Here is a 17,525-nt window from a genome sequence, read left to right as displayed (position 1 = left end):
TTCTACCCCAGCTGCCACCAGAGCGCTGCGATGACCGCCACTATGCCGGCGATCGACAGCCCCAGCATGATGTAGGCGCCCTTGATGATATCGCCGATGACCTTCTTGAGGCTGGCGCGGTCGTTGAGGTTGGGGAAAGGCTCGTTCGGGTGCGCCACGCCGAGGAAGTCGCAGAGCGGCGCCCAACCGTCCGTCACCTTGAACACCAGGAGCTTTTCCGGCGGCAGCGCCGCCTTCACCTCCTCGGTGTAGGCATTGTAGCGCGCGACCGCCTTGGCGCGGTCGTCCATCACGCCGGCCAATGTGCGGCCCCATACCAGCTTGCTCGACATGTCGCCGAATTTTCGACCGAACGGCGTCAGCCATTCCAGGATCTTGAACTGCCAGACGTTCTCGGTGAAGTAGATCGTATCGATCGTGCTCTCGTACCAGGCTTCGGCGCCGCGCGGATGCAGCGTCAACAGCACCTTGGCGTCGGGATAGGCGGCCAGCAATTCCTTCCACACGCAGCAGCCGGGATTGTCGACGGTGGCCGTGTAATTGGCAAACACCTGGTTCCAGTCATGCTGGCTGCCGGGTGGGCCGTTCGCCACCTTGCGCCAGAAGTCGACATGGCCCTTGTTGGCCTTGTTGAGGATGACTTCCTGCATATGGTAGCTCGGAAAGCCGAGCTTGTTCAGCGCGGCAAAGGTCGACCATGTGCCGGTGCGGCCGAATCCGGCCCCAATGAGCTTGAGCGTCATTCCCCGTCCCCATTTCTGGACCGCTGTTCTTTTTATGCGGATCCATCCGAAACGAGGTTGCATCGACCCCGGCAAGCGCTCAACAAATTTCCATGCGCATTCGCTAAAACGTGAATTTTTGCTTTGGGCCACGCGGAAGGACCTTCTGGCTATTCCAGCGGGCGGGGGAGCCTGATAATAGGTCAGCTAGATTGACCTAATTGCCCGAGCTGATCCTGGTCACGCTCGATGAAAATCCACGGGGAGGTGGCTGTGACATTGATGGACCACTTGGCGACGCGCTCGTCGCGCATGAAGGCGTCGGAAATCCGCGAGCTGCTGAAACTGCTCGACCAGCCCGACATCATCTCCTTCGCCGGCGGCATCCCCGACCCGGCGCTGTTCCCGACCGAGGCCATATCCGATGCCTATGCTTCGGTGCTCGGCGGTGCCGAGGCTGGATCGGCACTGCAGTATCAGGTCAGCGAGGGCTATCTGCCGCTCAGAAAATGGCTGGCCGGCCAGATGGGCAAGCTTGGCGTCGCCTGCGACGAGCACAACATCTTCATCACCTCCGGCTCGCAACAGGCGCTGGATTATCTCGGCAAGCTGTTCCTCTCGCCCGGCGACACCGCTTTGGTCACCTGGCCGACCTATCTCGGCGCGCTGCAGGCTTTCAACGCCTATGAGCCGCGCTACGACCGGCTGACGCCGGACGGTGGCAACATGACGCCATCAGCCTATCACGCGGCCGCAGCTGCCGCCGGCGGCAAGGTGAAGTTCGCCTATCTGGTGCCGGATTTCGCCAACCCGACCGGCGAGACGCTGAGCCTCAGGCAGCGCGAGGCGGTGCTTGATCTCGCCGGCGAGCTCGACATCGCCGTCATCGAGGACGCCGCCTATCGCGCGCTGCGCTATGACGGTGAGGGCGTGGCGCCGATCCTGGCGATCGACTGCGCCCGTTCCGGCGGCATCGAAAATGCCCGCACGCTCTATTGCGGCTCGTTCTCCAAGATCCTGTCGCCGGGCATGCGTGTCGGCTGGGTCTGCGCGCCGCGCCGTGTCGTGGAGCGCCTGGTGCTGATAAAGCAGGCCTCCGACCTGCACAGCCCCTCGATCAACCAGGTGGCCATGCACCGCGCCGCCGAAGCCGTCTTTGACCGCCAGGTGGACAAGCTCATCGGCGCCTACCGGGAACGCCGCGATGATCTGCTCGGCGCGCTCGAGGCCAATATGCCCGAAGGCGTGACTTGGAGCCGGCCGGATGGCGGCATGTTCGTCTGGGTGACGCTGCCCGAAGGCACCGACGCCACCGCGCAGCTCGCCCGCTCGGTCAAGGAAGCGCGCGTCGCCTTCGTGCCGGGCAATGCCTTCTTCGCCGACGGTTCAGGACGCAACACGCTGCGGCTGAGCTTCACGCTGGCTGACAAGCGCGCGGTGAGCGAAGGCATACCGAGACTGGCGGCACTGCTGAAGGGGTAGGGGGGCGCCGTCGCCGCGGTTCACCCCTTGAGCCCTCCGCCCGGAGGTGACAGGTTGGCGCGCCATGGCCGCCGCGTCGACATCGCCCCGCATCATCCTGCTGATCGGCAGCGCGCCCGATGTGGTGCGCTGCGTGGCCTGGCCGAAGCAGGCCTTCAGCCGGATCGTCGCCATCAACAATGCCTGGCGCGTGCGGCCCGACTGGGATTTCCTCGTCCATGCCGGCGATTTTCCGCCGGACCGGCTGCCGCCGCCGCAGATGCTGCGCCAGGCGCAGATCTTCAGCGCGGCGCATTACGTGCCGGCACAGAACAGCTTTGGCGGTTTCGTCTATGCCGGCGGCACGATGGCGATGACGGCGGCCTACTGGACCATCCACAGCCAGAAGCCGGACGTGCTCGCCTTCCTCGGCTGCGACATGATCTACGACCAGCCGGAAAAGACACATTTCTACGGCATCGGCCGCGCCGATCCGCTGCGCGACGACCCGACGCTGCGCAACCTCGAGGCCAAATCCGCCCGCCTGCTTCTCCAGGCGCTGAAGCGGCACTGCCTGTGCATCAACCTATCCGACCTGCCGCGCAGCCGGCTGATCTTTCCGCGTCTGACCCTCAAAGAGCTGCAAGGCCTGTCGCAGGCCGGGGTCGCCCGGATGCAGGCTGAGATCCTGGCCGGCATCGAGCTCGACGCGGCCGATGAAGCCGAAAAGGTCGAGCAGCACCTCGGCTATTTCTACGAGGACGGCATGTACTGGAACCACCTCGACGAGATCGACGAGACGCGCCTGGCCGACATAGATCGGCTTTGGATGTCGGCCGTCGGGGCGACCCGGCCCACCGAGGAATGCAGTGCTGCCGAGTAGTCCCTAATTCTGACGTTGGAGATTGGCGAAGGCGGCGGACATCCGATCTCCCCCTCGTGGGGGAGATCGGCAGCTTCGGCCGCTCAGTCTACTCCGCCGCGAGCTTGTCCTGCGTCTTGGTCTCGAAATCGCTGGCGTCGTGGCGTTCGTGCAACTGCATGGCCGGATCGCCGAAGGCGCGGTTGACCATGCGCCCGCGCTTCACTGGAGGCCGCGCGTCGATGGCGTCGGCCCAGCGCTGCAGGTGCTTGTATTCCTGCACGGCCAGGAACTCGCCGGAATCATTGTACATGCGGCCCTTGGCGAGCCCGCCATACCAGGGCCACACCGCCATGTCGGCGATCGTGTAGTCGGGGCCGCCGAGATATTCGCTTTCTGCCAGCCGGCGGTCGAGCACGTCCATCTGCCGCTTGGTCTCCATGGCGAAGCGGTCGATGGCGTATTCAATCTTTTCCGGCGCATAGGCGTAGAAATGGCCGAAGCCGCCGCCGAGATAGGGGGCCGAGCCCATCTGCCAGAACAGCCAGGACAGCGCCTCGGTGCGCGCCGCCCGTTCGGTCGGCAGGAATTCGCCGAACTTCTCGGCGAGATAGACCAGGATCGAGCCGGATTCGAATATCCGGACCGGCTTTGGTTCGCTGTAGTCCATCAGCGCCGGGATTTTGGAGTTGGGATTGACCCCGACAAAGCCGCTGCCGAACTGGTCGCCATCGTTGATGCGGATCAGCCAGGCGTCGTATTCGGCGCCTATGTGGCCACGCGCCAGAAGCTCCTCCAGCATGATCGTCACCTTGACGCCGTTCGGCGTCCCCAGCGAATAAAGCTGCAGCGGATGCTTGCCGACCGGCAGTTCCTTGTCATGCGTCGGGCCGGCGACCGGTCGGTTGATGCTGGCGAAGGTGCCGCCATTCGCCTTGTTCCAGGTCCATACTTTCGGCGGTGTGTATTGGTTCATCGGGGGAGGCCTTGTGGTTTTTGACGGAGGGTCTTGGGAGGGTCAGCTTGCGCGAGGTTGGATGCGGCGGGTATGGTTTATATTTCGATATAGATAGCGAAGGCTGCGGAAAGTTCAACTTGTGTTGAACTACTATCGATGTCGGCGCCGATCCACCTTGGGGGCAAGAAGGCTCCAGCCCTTGCGCCTCACTCAATCCGCCATACCTATGGAAAAGACCGACCTAGCCAGGATGAACGGATGAATATCGATACCATTTCGCGCTCCGTCGTGGCCGTCCGCGCCACGATCCCGGAAGACGCCTTCACCGCCGACGCACTGGGCACCCGCCGCGAAGGCAGCGGCGTCGTCATTCGCGATGACGGGCTCGTGCTCACCATCGGCTATCTGATCACCGAGGCCGAGGAAGTCTGGCTGACCGACCAGGACGGCCGCGTCGTCCCCGCCCATGCGCTCGCCTACGACCAGGAATCCGGCTTCGGCCTGGTGCAGGCGCTGTCGCCTCTCGGCTTGCCGGCGGTGGCGCTCGGCGATGCCCACAAGGCCAAACCCGGCGATGCCGTGGTGCTCGCCGACGGCATCGGCCAGCAGGTCCATGCGCATATCGTCACCAAGCAGGAATTCGCCGGCTATTGGGAATATCTGCTGGACGAGGCAATCTTCATCGCGCCGGCGCACCCGTCCTGGGGTGGAGCAGCCCTGTTCGACGCGGACGGCAGGCTGCTTGGCGTCGGATCGCTGCGCCTGCAGATGAGCCGCGCCGGCGAGGTCGCCGACATCAACATGATCGTGCCGATCGACCTGCTGCCGCCGATCCTCGACGACCTGCTGACGCGCGGCCAGGTGGCCAAGCCGCCGCGCCCGTGGCTCGGCGCCTTCTCGGCCGAGTCGAACGGCATTGTCATGGTAATGAGCGTCACCGAAGGCGGCCCCGCCGCCAAGGCCGGCCTGCGCCAGGGCGACATCATCTCGGACGTGCGCGACGGCGAAGTGGATGGTCTCGCCGACTTCTACCGCAAGCTGTGGGAAAACCCGGCCGGCGCCGAGATCCCGCTCAGGGTGGTGCGCAACGGGCGTGAAACCTGGCTGCGGGTGAAATCGGCGGATCGCAACAGCTTTCTGAAGAAGCCACATTTGCAGTGAGGCTCACTCCCCGCAAGCCGAAAACCCGGTGCCCGTGTTCCACTCAGCAAACGGGATGACCGCACCGTCGACCGACACGGTCTTGCGCACCGTCTTCCCGTCAGGCTGTTGCTTGCTGCTTTTGCCCTTGCCGGTCAGCACATTGTAGTCGCAGCTGCTTTTGGCATTGTCCTTCAAGGCGTCGTCATGTTCGTAGGTAAAGCCGGCGACGATGAAGGCGCCTTCGCGCCAGGCGATGGTCAGCGTCTGGTTGGTGCGCTCGCTGCCTTGCGGCATCGCCGGCAGATAGAACTTCATCGAGCCGTTGGGCAGCACAGTCAGCTCCGGCTCGGTGTCGGAGTTCTCGTAGCCCGGCCGGTCGTAACCGTTCCATTCGCCGAAGACCTGCTCGCGCACCACGCCCGCCGGCTTGAGATAATTGTGCTCCTTATCCCCAAGGAAGAAATGCACGTCCATCGGGTCGCTGGGCTGGGTCTCGACGATCATCACCAGGTCGGTGACGCCATCGCGGTTGAAGTCGCCGGTGGCGGCGGTGATGATCTTCTGGCTTTCGATCGGTTCGGCCATGGCCGAGGTCGACAGCAACAGCGCAAGCCCGAACAATATGGATCGCATGGCATTCCCCCCGAATTGCAGTCTGCCTTGCCCGGCTCGACCAACGGGGATGCAGCGCGCTTTGCGACATTTCGCGCAGGGAAACCTGCCACGGGCGTTGGCTGAGGCGCAAGCCACCTTGGCCAAGGTTTGCTACGAGGTCCCGCTGCTGCTTTATTCGAGGATGAGGAGGAAGGACGCTAGTGCTCGCAAAAGGAAAATCCGCCTGATGGCGCCGGTCAAGGTCGACCCCGACAAGTTACACGAATTCTCGGATCCGGAGAGCTTCTACGCCTGGCTCGGCCAGCATCACGCCAAGGAGACCGAGGTGTGGATCAAGGTCCACAAGGTGGGTTCCGGCTTGCCGTCGATTACGCCGAAGCAGGCCATCGACGTCGTGCTGTGCTTTGGCTGGATCGACGCCGTACGCAAGGGCTTTGACGACAAGAGCTTTCTGCAGCGCTACACGCCGCGCGGCAAGAAGGGCACCTGGAGCCAGATCAATGTCGACAATGTCGCCCGCCTGATCGCGGAGGGTCGGATGACCGAACATGGGCTGAAAGAGGTCCAGGCGGCCAAGGCTGACGGCCGCTGGGACCGTGCCTATGCCAGCGGCAAGGACATGAAAATTCCCGACGACCTGCAGGCCGCGATCGATGCCGAACCCAAGGCAAAAGAAATGCTGGCCAAGCTCAGCGCCCAGAACCGCTTCGCGCTGGCCTTCCGCACGCACAACATGAAGACCGAGGCCGGCCGCAGGAAGAAGATCGAGACCTTCGTCGAGATGCTGAAGCGCGGCGAGACGATCTACCCGCAGGGCAGGAAATGACCGCGGGCCGCCTCGATCGAGACCGCCCGCAACGGGAATGAGGCGCTACCGGCCGAGATCGAGCGCCGCCGTCAGGTCGCCCATCGGCGGCTGGTCGTTGTTGCGCAGCGCCTTGTCGCGAGCGACGATGCCGGGAAGCACCGGCAGGTCGTAGCGCGCGGTGATGAAGCGCAGGATCGACGTCGTGTCATATTGCGTGTGGTCGACTGTTCCCATCTTCGCAAAGGGCGAGATGATCATCGCCGGGATGCGGTTGCCCGGTCCCCAGCGGTCGGCCTTGGGCGGTGCGACATGATCCCAGAAACCGCCATTCTCGTCATAGGTGACGACAACCAGCATATGGCCCCATTGCGGGCTCTTCTCGAGGTGGGAGACAAGATCGGCGAGATGCTGGTCGCCGCTGGCGACATCGGCATAGCCGCCATGCTCGTTGAGATTGCCCTGCGGCTTGTAGAAGCTGACCGCAGGCAGCTTGCCGTCGTCGATGTCCTTGATGAACGCCACACCGTCCAAACCGCCGTCCTTCAGATGCTCGGCGCGCGCGGCCGTGCCCGGCGCATAGGCGGCGAAATAATTGTAGGGCTGGTGGTGGAACTGGAAGTTCGGCACCGGCGTCGCGTTCTTGCCGTCGAGCGCGGCCTGCCAGGCACCGGAATACCAAGCCCAGCTGACGGCCCTCAGCGACAGCAGGTCGCCGATGGTAATCTCGTGCTGCGGCGGCAGCGTGGTGGGCTGAGCCGGGTCGGCCATTGCCTTGTCGCCGCCTTCGGCCGGCCTGTTGGCGCTCGGCTGATAGGGCGGCTGCATGGTGTTGACGGCGTAGAAGTCCGGCGTGATGGCGCCGTCGTTGACGAATTTCGGCGCGCCGCCGAGTGCCGAGGGCGGCGAGTTGTCGGCAACCTTCAGCGTCTTGCCGTCGGCGTCGACCACCGCGATCTGGCCCTTGACCGGGCTGGTGTCGGCATGGGGATAGACCGGCGCGCAGGCGCAGGCGAGCATGATATGATTGAGGAAGGAGCCGCCGAAGGCGCCCTGGAAGAAATTGTCGGCCAGCACGTATTTTTTCGCCACCTCCCACATCGGCAGCACCGAGCCGTCATAGTGACCCATGACGAGGCCACCCGAATCCGCCCAGGCGACGAACTTGTCGTTGCGTCCGCCGTCGATCTGCATCTGCTCCTGGTAGAAGCGGTGCCAGAGGTCGCGGGTGATGACATCGGTCTTCTCGTTGAAGCCTTTGGGATCGTCGATCGAGAAGCTGGCGTTGGCCAGATGCGCCGACTGCGCCTCGGTCACCGGCGGTGTCACGCCTTTGGCGGTCAGGCCGCCCCAGGCGGGCGGCAGCTCGGCAAGCGGCTTGCCGTCGCGGTCGAACTGGCGCGCCTGGTCTGGCGTCAGGTTCGCCAGGCCGTTGGCGCCGGGAAAGCCGCCATAGAGATTATCGAAGCTGCGGTTCTCGGCATAGATGACGACGACGGTGTCGATCTTTTCGAGGCCGGCGGGTGCGGCGCTGGCCGCCGTGGCCAATGAAGCCAGGCCTGAGCCGGCCAGAAAAAGAGAATTGAGGAGCTTGAGCCTAGTCATGGGGAGTACCTCGTGGCTGGGTTGGCTGGAGGAGCAATGCCTGGCGCGGGGGGCGACGAACCAGCAGGGATGGGAGCTACTTCCGTGCCTTGTCACCTTTGTGACATTTTCCGTCCTGGCGAACACGGTTTCGTGAGGGAGAGAACCGGTCATCAATCCGTTGCAGTGGCTACTTATGTCCAGAGCAAAATCGGACTGAACCTCTATGATTGCGGCACGACGCAAACGCCTGACGATCGCGATCGCCGCGGCATCGATGCTGGGCCTCGCCATGGTCTCGAACGCGGTCCTTGCCGGACCGGATGGCGTACATCCTGGGGGTGGTGTCCGCCCCGGGCCGATGTCGCGCGCCGAGGCCTATGCCAGGGCCGCTGCCCTGACGGGGCTCGGCAGAAAAATGTTCTTCGATCGCTCGCTGTCGGCCTCCGGCCTGCAGGCCTGCTCGTCCTGCCACGATCCGCACCATGCCTTCGGCCCAGCATCGGTGGCGCCGGTCGAAATGGGCGGACCGAAGATGGACCGGCCCGGCCTACGCGCCGTGCCGTCGCTTCGCTATCTGCAGGCGGTGCCGGCCTTTACCGAGCATTTCTACGATTCCGACGACGAAGGCGATGAAAGCGTCGACAACGGGCCGACCGGCGGCCTGACCTGGGACGGCCGCGCCGACCACGGCAGCGACCAGGCACGCATCCCACTGCTGTCGCCCTTCGAGATGGCCAACAAGGATGCCGGCGCGGTCGCGGCCGAACTGCGCAAGGCGCCCTATGCCGGCGAGCTCAAGATGGTCTTCGGCGACAAGGTGTTCGACGATCCGAACAGCACCTTCGACGCCGCCGTCGAGGCGCTCGGCACCTTCGAGCAGAGTGCTGCCGATTTCTATCCCTATTCCAGCCGCTACGATCGCTTCCTCGCCGGCAAGGCGGCACTGTCGGCGCAGGAAATGCGTGGCCGCGCGCTGTTCGAAGACGAAGCCAAGGGCAATTGCGCCAGCTGTCACCTGAGCGAACCGGCCAATGACGGCGAGCCGCCGCAATTCACCGATTTCGGCTTCCTCGGCATCGGCGTGCCGCGCAATCCGGCCATTCAAGCCAATGCCGATCCGGCCTATTTCGATCTCGGCCTCTGTGGCCCGCTGAGGACCGATCTCAAGGGCAGGGCGGAGTATTGCGGCCTGTTCCGCACGCCGACGCTGCGCAACGTGGCGTTGAAGCAGAGTTTTTTCCACAACGGCTACTTCCATGCGCTACGCGACGCCGTCGCCTTCTACGCCACGCGCGACACCGATCCCGGCCGCTGGTACCCGAAAAATGCCGACGGCACGGTCCGGCAGAATGACGACCTGCCCAAAGCCTATTGGGCCAACCTCAACCAGGATCCGCCCTTCGGCAAGAAGCCCGGCGGCAAGCCGGCGCTGACCGATCCTGAGATCGACGACATCGTCGCCTTCCTGCAGACGCTGACCGATGCCGACCAACAGCCTGGTGCGCCGGTGCAGTGAGCGGCCGGCACCGCCAACAGCGTCGACGCTTGGAGACGGGCAGGCCAGCGAGCAGCTTCACGCAGTCGTGACCCGCCGGCCGGGGTAGGGCGCGCGGTATGCTACGAAAATAGCATTCTCGCAGCTTTGGGGTGGATGCTAGGGTCACTGCCCGTGCACCCAAGGCACGCAGCGGCATGATCCCGCAAGACGGAGGCATAGTGAGCGGGACGCTGCCCGTATTCCCAGAAATCGGACGGTACAGTTGAACCATTGCGAGGCTGCCGCGTTTGCTGCGGTTGGTCACAAGGGAGGAAACCCAGTGAAAGCATCCTATCTCGTCTCGGTCGCGCTGCTTGCGGCGACCGCCATGCCCGCGGCAGCGGGCGAAATTTCCGACGGCAAGGTCAAGATTGGCATCCTCAACGACCAGTCGGGCGTCTATGCCGATTTCGGCGGCAAATGGTCCGTCGAGGCTGCCAAGATGGCGGTCGAGGATTTTGGAGGCAAGGTCCAGGGCGCGCCGATCGAAATCATCAGCGCCGACCACCAGAACAAGCCGGACATCGCTTCCAACATAGCGCGCCAGTGGTACGACACCGAGCAGGTCGATGCGATCATGGAGCTCACCACGTCCTCGGTGGCGCTCGCCGTCCAGGGGCTTTCCAAGGAAAAGAAGAAGATCGACATCGTCACCGGCGCCGCTTCAACCGAGCTAACCGGCAAGCAGTGCTCGCCCTATGGTTTCCACTGGGCCTACGACACGCACTCCCAGGCCGTCGGCACCGGCGGCGCGCTGGTGCAGCAGGGCGGCGACAACTGGTACTTTATCACCGTCGACTACGCCTTCGGCTATTCGCTCGAAGAGCAGACCGCCAAGCTCGTCAAGGATCGCGGCGGCAAGGTGCTTGGCGAGGTGCGCTATCCGCTGGGCTCCACCGATTATTCGTCCTTCCTGCTGCAGGCGCAGTCCTCCGGCGCCAAGGTCATCGGGCTGGCCAATGCCGGCCTCGACACCTCCAACTCGATCAAGCAGGCGGCCGAGTTCGGCATCGTCGCAGGCGGCCAGCGGCTGGCGGCACTTTTGTTTACGCTGGCCGAAGTGCACGGGCTCGGCCTGCAGGCGGCGCAGGGCGTCGTGCTGACCGAAGGCTATTACTGGGACCGTGATGACAAGAGCCGCGATTTCGCCGACCGCTTCTTCAAGCGCACCAACCGGATGCCCAACATGATCCAGGCCGGTACCTATTCGGCGGTGTCGCAGTATCTGAAGGCCATCGACAAGGCCGGCACCGACGAGACCGAGGCCGTCGCCAAGCAATTGCATGAGATGCCCGTCGACGACGTCTTCACCGCCAACGGCAAGGTGCAGGCTGACGGCTCCATGGTGCACGACATGTATCTCTATCAGGTCAAGAAGCCCGAGGAGAGCAAGAAGGACTGGGACTACTACACCTATCTGGCGACCATTCCAGGTGACCAGGCCTTCATGAAGGCCGAGGAAAGCGGCTGCCCGCTCGTCGCCAAGTGAAGACGGCAACCGCCGCGGCCGTCCAGCCGGACGGTGATCAGGATGTACCGCGGGTGGTGCTTTCCGCCCGCGGCCTTCGGCGCGACTTCGCCGGCTTCGTCGCGGTCAACAGTGTCGATCTCGACGTTCATCACGGCAAGATCCACGCGCTTATCGGGCCGAACGGCGCCGGCAAGACCACGATCTTCAACCTGTTGACCAAATTCCTGCAGCCGACCAGCGGCAGGATCGAGCTGCTCGGTACCGACATCACCCGGACCTCGCCGGCAAAGGTTGCGCGCATGGGCCTGGTCCGGTCGTTCCAGATATCGGCGATCTTTCCGCATCTCAGCGTGCTCGACAATGTGCGCGTCGCGCTGCAGCGGCCGAGCGGGCTGGGCTTCCAGTTCTGGCGCTCGCTGTCAGCACTCGACGAACTGACGCCACGGGCACGCGAACTTCTCGGCATCGTCGGCCTCGACGATGCTGCGAACCGGCTCGCCGGCGATCTGTCCTATGGCAGGAAGCGCGTGCTCGAAATCGCCACCACGCTGGCGCTCGATCCAAAAGTGCTGCTGCTCGACGAGCCGATGGCCGGCATGGGGCACGAGGATGTCGGCACGATCTCCGGCATCATCCGTTCGTTGGCTCGCGACCGGGCCGTGCTGATGGTCGAGCACAATCTGACCGTCGTCGCCGACCTTTGCGACTGGATCACCGTCATGCAGCGCGGGCAGGTGCTCGCCGCCGGCGACTACGCGACCGTAAGCCAGGACGAGCGCGTCAGGATCGCCTATATGGGGACGGAGCATGAGTGAGCCGCTGCTTGCCGTGCGCGATCTCCACGCCTGGTACGGCGAAGGCCATGCGCTGCATGGCGTGAACCTCGATGTCTTTCGCGGCGAGACCGTGACCCTGCTTGGCCGCAACGGCGTCGGCAAGACCACCACCTTGCGTGCCATCATGGGGCTGGTCCGCAAGCGCACGGGTAGTGTCGTCTTCAACGGTAAGGACCTGATCGGCCTGCCCTTGCACCGCGTTGCCCATCAGGGCATCGGCTTCGTGCCCGAGGAGCGCGGCATCTTCGCCACGCTGACGGTCGACGAGAACCTGATCCTGCCGCCGGTGGTGGCCAAGGGCGGCATGAGCGTCGACGAGATTTTCGATCTCTTCCCCAACCTCAAGGAGCGCCGCAACAGTCCGGGCACAAGGCTGTCCGGCGGCGAGCAGCAGATGCTGGCCATCGCCCGCATCTTGAGGACGGGCGTGCAGATGCTGCTGCTCGACGAACCGACCGAAGGCCTTGCCCCGGTCATCGTGCAGCGCATCGGCGAATTGCTGGCGACCTTGAAGAAGCGCGGCATGACCATCCTGCTCGTCGAGCAGAATTTCCGTTTCGCCGCTCGCATCGCCGACCGCTTCTATTTGATGGAGCACGGCAAGGTGCTGGAGGGGTTCGCGGTTGGCGAGCTCAACGTGCACACTGAACTGCTGCACGAAGTGCTTGGAGTATGATGGCGCCATGACGATGATCTTCGGCATCCCCATCCAGGCCCTGCTCGGGCAACTGCTGGTCGGGCTGATCAACGGCTCCTTTTACGCCATGCTGAGTCTGGGTCTGGCCGTCATCTTCGGCCTTCTGCGCATCATCAATTTCGCCCACGGTGCGCTCTATATGTTCGGCGCCTTCATCGGCTACCTGCTGCTCGTCCATCTCGGCATCGGCTACTGGCCGGCGCTCGTCCTGGTGCCATCAGCCGTCGGCCTGTTCGGCATGGCGGTCGAGCGCGCGGCGCTGTCGCGGCTCTATAGAATCGATCCGCTCTACGGCCTGCTCTTCACCTTCGGCATGGCGCTGGTCATCGAAGGCGTGTTCCGGTTCTACTACGGCGTCTCGGGCAATCCCTATGCCGTGCCGGCGCTGCTTGCCGGCGGCACCAATCTCGGCTTCATGTTCCTGCCCAATTATCGCGGCTGGGTGGTGCTGGCTTCTCTGATCGTCTGCATTGGCACATGGCTCTTGATCGAGAAGACCAGGCTCGGCTCCTATCTGCGCGCCGCGACCGAGAATCCCGAGCTGGTCCAGGCCTTCGGCGTCAACGTGCCGCTGCTCTTGACGCTCACCTACGGGCTGGGCGCCGCCCTTGCGGGGCTTGCCGGCATCCTGGCCGCGCCCGTCTACCAGGTCAGCCCATTGATGGGGTCGGATCTCATTATCGTCGTCTTTGCCGTCGTCGTGATCGGCGGCATGGGCTCGATCCTCGGGGCCATCGTCACCGGCTACATGCTTGGCCTCGCGGAGGGTCTGACCAAGGTGTTCTATCCCGAGGCATCAAACCTCGTCGTCTTTGTCATCATGGCGATCGTGCTTCTGCTGCGGCCGGCCGGCCTGTTCGGAAGGGATGCCTGAGATGAGCGAGCTGACGCTTCAGGAAAGACGCACTGCTGCCTCCGTGCGGCTGGAATGGGGCCTGGTGGCGCTGGGCGTATTGGCGCTGATTGCCGCGCCATTCTTCATCTACCCGATCTTCGTCATGAAGATGCTGTGCTTCGCGCTGTTTGCCTGCGCCTTCAACCTGCTGCTCGGCTACACCGGGCTGCTGTCCTTCGGCCACGCCACCTTCTTCGGCGGTGCCGCCTATCTCTGCGCCTATGCCGTCAAGGCATGGGGCTGGCCGCCCGAGGCAGGCATCCTGCTCGGCATGGGCGGCGCAGCACTGCTCGGGCTGGTGATGGGCTTCCTCGCCATCCGCAGGCAAGGCATCTACTTCGCCATGATCACGCTGGCGCTGGCGCAGATGTTCTACTTCTTCTGCGTCCAGGCGCCGTTTACCGAAGGCGAGGACGGCATCCAGGGCGTGCCGCGCGGAACTCTGTTCGGCATCGTCGACCTGAACGTCACGATGAACATGTACTATGTCGTGCTCGCCATCTTCCTGATCGGCGTGTTCGCCGTCTGGCGCATCGTCAATTCGCCCTTCGGCATGATCCTGCGCTCGATCCGCGAGAACGAGAACCGCGCCATCTCGCTCGGCTATTCGGTCGGCCGCTACAAGCTCGCCGCCTTCGTCATGTCGGCGGCACTTGCCGGGCTTGCCGGTGCTACCAAGGCAATCGTCTTCCAGTTCGCTACGCTCACCGACGTGACCTGGCAGATGTCGGGTGAGGTGATCCTGATGAACCTGCTCGGCGGCATCGGCACCATGGTCGGTCCGGTCGTTGGCGCCGGCCTCGTCGTCGGCCTGGAAAACACCTTGGCCACCTCGGGCTTCCCGGTGACCATCGCCACCGGCCTGATTTTCATGGTCTGCGTGCTCATCTTCCGCCGCGGCATCGTCGGCGAAATCTACGCGCGCTGGCTGGCGCCGGCGGCAGACGGCGGCGATAAGGGCTGATCACCCCAACGGCACTTCCAGCCCGACCTTCACCCGGTCCATGGCGACGAAGGTGCGGAAGCGTTTGACGTTGTTGTTTTCGAAGAACAGCCGCCTGGTCAGCGCCTCGTAGTCGGCCATCGTCGCGACCGTCACGACGAGGATGAAATCGGCATCTCCCGTCACATAGTAGCATTGCTGCACCTCGGGCACTGCAACGAAGCTGCGCTTGGCGGCGTCGATCAATTCGGCGCGCTCGCTTTCCACCTCCACCTCTACGAACAGCGTGATCGGATGGCCGACCTTGGCCGGGTCGACCAGCACGACATTGGCGCGGATGATACCGGTTTCCTCCATCCGCTTGATGCGCCGTTGCACGGCCGGCGCCGAGAGATTCACGGCCTCGCCGATGACACGCTGCGGGGTGGTGTTGTCCTTTTGCAGGATGGCGAGGATGGCGCGGTCGAAGCTGTCGAGGCTTTGCGAAGCGGGCATGGCGACATCCAGACGAAACAAACTTGCAATCAGATGGTCAAAACAGAGCGCAATTCTCATCTGCCTTGCAATAGATTTCAGCCACTCAACGGAAAAAGACCATGGTGCTGCTCAACCGTCACCCCGAACACCGTCAGCCCCTGGCGTCCGCCGATGCGGTATCGCTTGGGGTGGCCGGAGCCACTGAGGCCGAGGGCTTCCTCGGCTTGCGCGAAAACCATGCCGAAACGCCGCAGCATTCCCTGCCGGCACTCGCGGCCGAGCTCGGCATCGGCGCGCTCCACGTCAAGGACGAGGGGCAGCGGCTGGGCCTCGGCAGCTTCAAGGCGCTGGGCGGCTCCTATGCCGTCATCCGGCTGGTGCTGGAGGAGGCGGCAAAACGGCTCGGCCGGACCGTCGATGTCACGGAGCTGAATGAACCCGGCGTGCGTGCCATTGCCGCCGGCATGACCTTCGTCTGCGCCACGGACGGCAATCACGGCCGCTCGGTGGCGCAAGGCGCCGGCCTGGTCGGCGCCCGCTCGGTGGTCTTCGTCCATGCCGGCGTCAGCGGCGAGCGCGTCGCCGCAATCGCCCGTTTCGGCGCCGAGATGGTGCGGGTCGATGGCGGCTACGACCATTCGGTCAGGCAAGCCGCCGAGGTCGCCGTCGCGCGCGGCTGGACCGTCGTCTCCGACACATCCTGGCCAGGCTACGAGCGCATTCCGGGACTGGTCATGCAGGGCTACACGGTGATCGTGCGCGAGGCGCTGCGGCATTTGCCCAAGCCACCCACCCATGTCTTCCTGCAAGCCGGCGTCGGCGGTTTCGCTGCGGCGATCGCCGGTCATCTGGCGATTGTGCTCGGGGAGGCGCGACCGATGGTGACGGTGGTCGAGCCCGCCCGCGCCGCCTGCATCTTCGCGACAGCCGAGGCCGGGCGTCCGGTGAAGATCGCGCATGACCGGCCAACCGTCATGGCAATGCTCGAATGCCATGAGCCGTCACCGGTCGCCTGGCGCGTGCTGGCGAGGGTCGGCGATGCCTTCATGACCGTCGAGGAGGACGATGCGGTGGCGGTGATGAACCGGCTGGCGCGGCCTCAGGGCGGCGATCCGGCAATCGTCTCCGGCGAGAGCGGCGGGGCAGGGCTCGCCGGGCTGATCCGCGCCGCCGCGTCGCCGGACACGCGGGCAGCACTCGGCCTCGATGAAGGTTCCCGTGTGCTGATCATCAACACCGAAGGCGCCACCGATCCCGGCCGCTATGCCGAGCTGGTCGGCATGGTGCCAGACGATGTCCTGCTGCAAACTGCGGAAAGCTGAAAGGGGCAACGATGGCCGGGCTCGATCAGGAAAACCTTCACCGCGAGATGACCGCGTGGCGGCACGACCTCCACGCCCATCCCGAGTTCGGCTTCGAGGAGAAGCGCACCTCGGCCTTCGTCGCCAAGAAACTGCGCGAATTCGGGCTGGAGGTCGCCGAAGGCGTCGGCGGCACCGGCGTCGTCGGCACGCTGACCAAGGGCAGCGGCAACCGCGCGATCGCCTTACGCGCCGACATGGACGCCTTGCGCATCGCCGAGCAGGGCACGAGGGACTACCGCTCGCTAACCCCAGGCACCATGCATGCCTGCGGCCATGACGGGCACACGTCGATGCTGCTCGGTGCCGCCAAGCTGCTGGCCGCTGAAGGCGGCTTCGACGGCACGGTCCGCTTCATCTTCCAGCCGGCCGAGGAATGGGGCAGGGGCGCGCTCGCCATGCTGAACGACGGGCTGCTCGAGCGCTTCCCCTTCGAGGAGATTTTTGGGCTGCACAACATGCCGGGCCTGCCTGTCGGCCATTTCGAGACCCGCCCCGGACCGATCATGTCGGCGGAGGACAATTTCGAGATCGTGCTGAAAGGCGTCGGCGGCCATGCGGCGCGGCCGCATTCCGGCAGCGAGACGCTGATAGCCGCCTGCGCTTTAGTCACCGCCCTGCAGACCATCGTCTCGCGCCGGCTGAGCCCGGCCGATATCGGCGTCGTGTCGGTCACCGAGCTGATCACCGACGGCATACGCAACGCGCTGCCGGGGCTGGCCCGTATCCTCGGTGACGCCAGGAGTTTTCGGCCCGAAGTCAGCGCCGAGATCGAGAAGCAGATGCGTATCATCGCCGAAGGCACGGCGCTGGCCTACAACGTCGCGACCGAAGTCACCTACACGCGCGAATTCGTGCCGCTGGTCAACGATGTCGCGCTGGTCGACGAGGCGTTCGTTGCCGCCAGGAGCGTGCTGGCCGACAACGCCGTCGGCGTCGCGGCCGAGCCAATGACCGGCTCGGAAGACTTCGCCCGCTTCCTCGATCACGTGCCGGGATGCTTCGTCTTCCTCGGCAACGGTGACAGCGCGCCGCTGCATAATCCCGCCTACGACTTCAACAACGACGGCCTGCTGCATGGCGCCCTGTTTCATGCCGCCATCGCGCGACGGCGGCTGCCTGGCTGATCTCCCCCTGGGGCGCGATGAACAGCTC

General features: G+C 64.5%; 17 protein-coding genes. 12 read left to right on the top strand and 5 right to left on the bottom strand.

Annotation, left to right across the window (positions count from 1 at the left end; all coding sequences use genetic code 11):
* Positions 1 to 2: 2 nt before the first annotated feature.
* Positions 3 to 743 (bottom strand): sulfotransferase family protein, encoded by a 741-nt coding sequence (locus D3227_RS19965; protein WP_120016017.1) that lies wholly within the window; start codon positions 741 to 743, stop codon positions 3 to 5.
* 261 nt (positions 744 to 1,004) lie between these two features.
* Between D3227_RS19965 and D3227_RS19960 the strand changes: the two genes are divergently transcribed.
* Both D3227_RS19960 and D3227_RS19955 read left to right on the top strand, forming a co-directional pair.
* On the top strand, positions 1,005 to 2,204 hold the full coding sequence (locus D3227_RS19960) for an aminotransferase-like domain-containing protein (RefSeq protein WP_208646404.1): 1,200 nt from the start codon (positions 1,005 to 1,007) through the stop codon (positions 2,202 to 2,204).
* Between the two features lie 64 nt (positions 2,205 to 2,268).
* Positions 2,269 to 3,066 carry a hypothetical protein gene (locus D3227_RS19955; protein WP_120016016.1) on the top strand — a complete coding sequence of 266 codons (798 nt, stop codon included), beginning with the start codon at positions 2,269 to 2,271 and terminating at the stop codon, positions 3,064 to 3,066.
* A gap of 88 nt (positions 3,067 to 3,154) precedes the next feature.
* Here D3227_RS19955 and yghU read toward each other — a convergent pair whose 3' ends face one another.
* The gene (yghU, locus tag D3227_RS19950) at positions 3,155 to 4,021 is read right to left on the bottom strand and encodes a glutathione-dependent disulfide-bond oxidoreductase (RefSeq protein WP_120016015.1); all 867 of its coding nucleotides are present in this window, start codon (positions 4,019 to 4,021) and stop codon (positions 3,155 to 3,157) included.
* A 240-nt stretch (positions 4,022 to 4,261) separates the two neighbouring features.
* Between yghU and D3227_RS19945 the strand changes: the two genes are divergently transcribed.
* Positions 4,262 to 5,164 carry a S1C family serine protease gene (locus D3227_RS19945; RefSeq protein ID WP_120016014.1) on the top strand — a complete coding sequence of 301 codons (903 nt, stop codon included), beginning with the start codon at positions 4,262 to 4,264 and terminating at the stop codon, positions 5,162 to 5,164.
* 3 nt (positions 5,165 to 5,167) lie between these two features.
* Here the strand turns inward: D3227_RS19945 and D3227_RS19940 are convergent, their stop codons facing one another.
* Positions 5,168 to 5,779: a hypothetical protein gene (locus D3227_RS19940; RefSeq protein WP_120016013.1), complete on the bottom strand. Its 612-nt coding sequence runs from the start codon at positions 5,777 to 5,779 to the stop codon at positions 5,168 to 5,170.
* A 208-nt stretch (positions 5,780 to 5,987) separates the two neighbouring features.
* On the opposite strand from D3227_RS19940, the gene D3227_RS19935 reads away from it, so the two are divergent.
* Positions 5,988 to 6,587, top strand: a complete 600-nt coding sequence (locus tag D3227_RS19935; RefSeq protein WP_120016093.1) for a YdeI/OmpD-associated family protein — start codon at positions 5,988 to 5,990, stop codon at positions 6,585 to 6,587.
* A gap of 45 nt (positions 6,588 to 6,632) precedes the next feature.
* Here the strand turns inward: D3227_RS19935 and D3227_RS19930 are convergent, their stop codons facing one another.
* Positions 6,633 to 8,171 (bottom strand): acid phosphatase, encoded by a 1,539-nt coding sequence (locus D3227_RS19930; RefSeq protein ID WP_120016012.1) that lies wholly within the window; start codon positions 8,169 to 8,171, stop codon positions 6,633 to 6,635.
* Between the two features lie 271 nt (positions 8,172 to 8,442).
* On the opposite strand from D3227_RS19930, the gene D3227_RS19925 reads away from it, so the two are divergent.
* From D3227_RS19925 to D3227_RS19900, 6 genes are all read left to right on the top strand, one after another.
* On the top strand, positions 8,443 to 9,669 hold the full coding sequence (locus D3227_RS19925) for a cytochrome-c peroxidase (protein ID WP_245451813.1): 1,227 nt from the start codon (positions 8,443 to 8,445) through the stop codon (positions 9,667 to 9,669).
* 301 nt (positions 9,670 to 9,970) lie between these two features.
* Positions 9,971 to 11,179 carry an ABC transporter substrate-binding protein gene (locus D3227_RS19920; protein WP_120016010.1) on the top strand — a complete coding sequence of 403 codons (1,209 nt, stop codon included), beginning with the start codon at positions 9,971 to 9,973 and terminating at the stop codon, positions 11,177 to 11,179.
* Positions 11,176 to 11,976, top strand: a complete 801-nt coding sequence (locus D3227_RS19915) for an ABC transporter ATP-binding protein (RefSeq protein WP_120016009.1) — start codon at positions 11,176 to 11,178, stop codon at positions 11,974 to 11,976. Before D3227_RS19920 ends, D3227_RS19915 begins: the two co-directional genes overlap by 4 nt.
* Positions 11,969 to 12,673, top strand: a complete 705-nt coding sequence (locus tag D3227_RS19910; RefSeq protein ID WP_120016008.1) for an ABC transporter ATP-binding protein — start codon at positions 11,969 to 11,971, stop codon at positions 12,671 to 12,673. Before D3227_RS19915 ends, D3227_RS19910 begins: the two co-directional genes overlap by 8 nt.
* Before the next feature lie 7 nt (positions 12,674 to 12,680).
* Positions 12,681 to 13,568 carry a branched-chain amino acid ABC transporter permease gene (locus D3227_RS19905; protein ID WP_120016007.1) on the top strand — a complete coding sequence of 296 codons (888 nt, stop codon included), beginning with the start codon at positions 12,681 to 12,683 and terminating at the stop codon, positions 13,566 to 13,568.
* A 1-nt stretch (position 13,569) separates the two neighbouring features.
* On the top strand, positions 13,570 to 14,553 hold the full coding sequence (locus D3227_RS19900) for a branched-chain amino acid ABC transporter permease (RefSeq protein WP_120016006.1): 984 nt from the start codon (positions 13,570 to 13,572) through the stop codon (positions 14,551 to 14,553).
* On the opposite strand, the gene D3227_RS19895 is transcribed toward D3227_RS19900, so the two are convergent.
* The gene (locus tag D3227_RS19895) at positions 14,554 to 15,027 is read right to left on the bottom strand and encodes an Lrp/AsnC family transcriptional regulator (protein WP_120016092.1); all 474 of its coding nucleotides are present in this window, start codon (positions 15,025 to 15,027) and stop codon (positions 14,554 to 14,556) included.
* A 101-nt stretch (positions 15,028 to 15,128) separates the two neighbouring features.
* Between D3227_RS19895 and D3227_RS19890 the strand changes: the two genes are divergently transcribed.
* Positions 15,129 to 16,331 (top strand): diaminopropionate ammonia-lyase, encoded by a 1,203-nt coding sequence (locus D3227_RS19890; RefSeq protein ID WP_120016005.1) that lies wholly within the window; start codon positions 15,129 to 15,131, stop codon positions 16,329 to 16,331.
* An 11-nt stretch (positions 16,332 to 16,342) separates the two neighbouring features.
* Positions 16,343 to 17,497: an amidohydrolase gene (locus D3227_RS19885; protein WP_120016004.1), complete on the top strand. Its 1,155-nt coding sequence runs from the start codon at positions 16,343 to 16,345 to the stop codon at positions 17,495 to 17,497.
* Positions 17,498 to 17,525 lie beyond the last annotated feature (28 nt).

The sequence above is a fragment of the Mesorhizobium waimense genome, assembly GCF_003601975.1.
GTDB lineage: Bacteria > Pseudomonadota > Alphaproteobacteria > Rhizobiales > Rhizobiaceae > Mesorhizobium > Mesorhizobium waimense.
The sequence above is the reverse complement of the archived record's forward strand: the minus strand, read 5'-3'. Positions and strand labels throughout refer to the sequence as shown.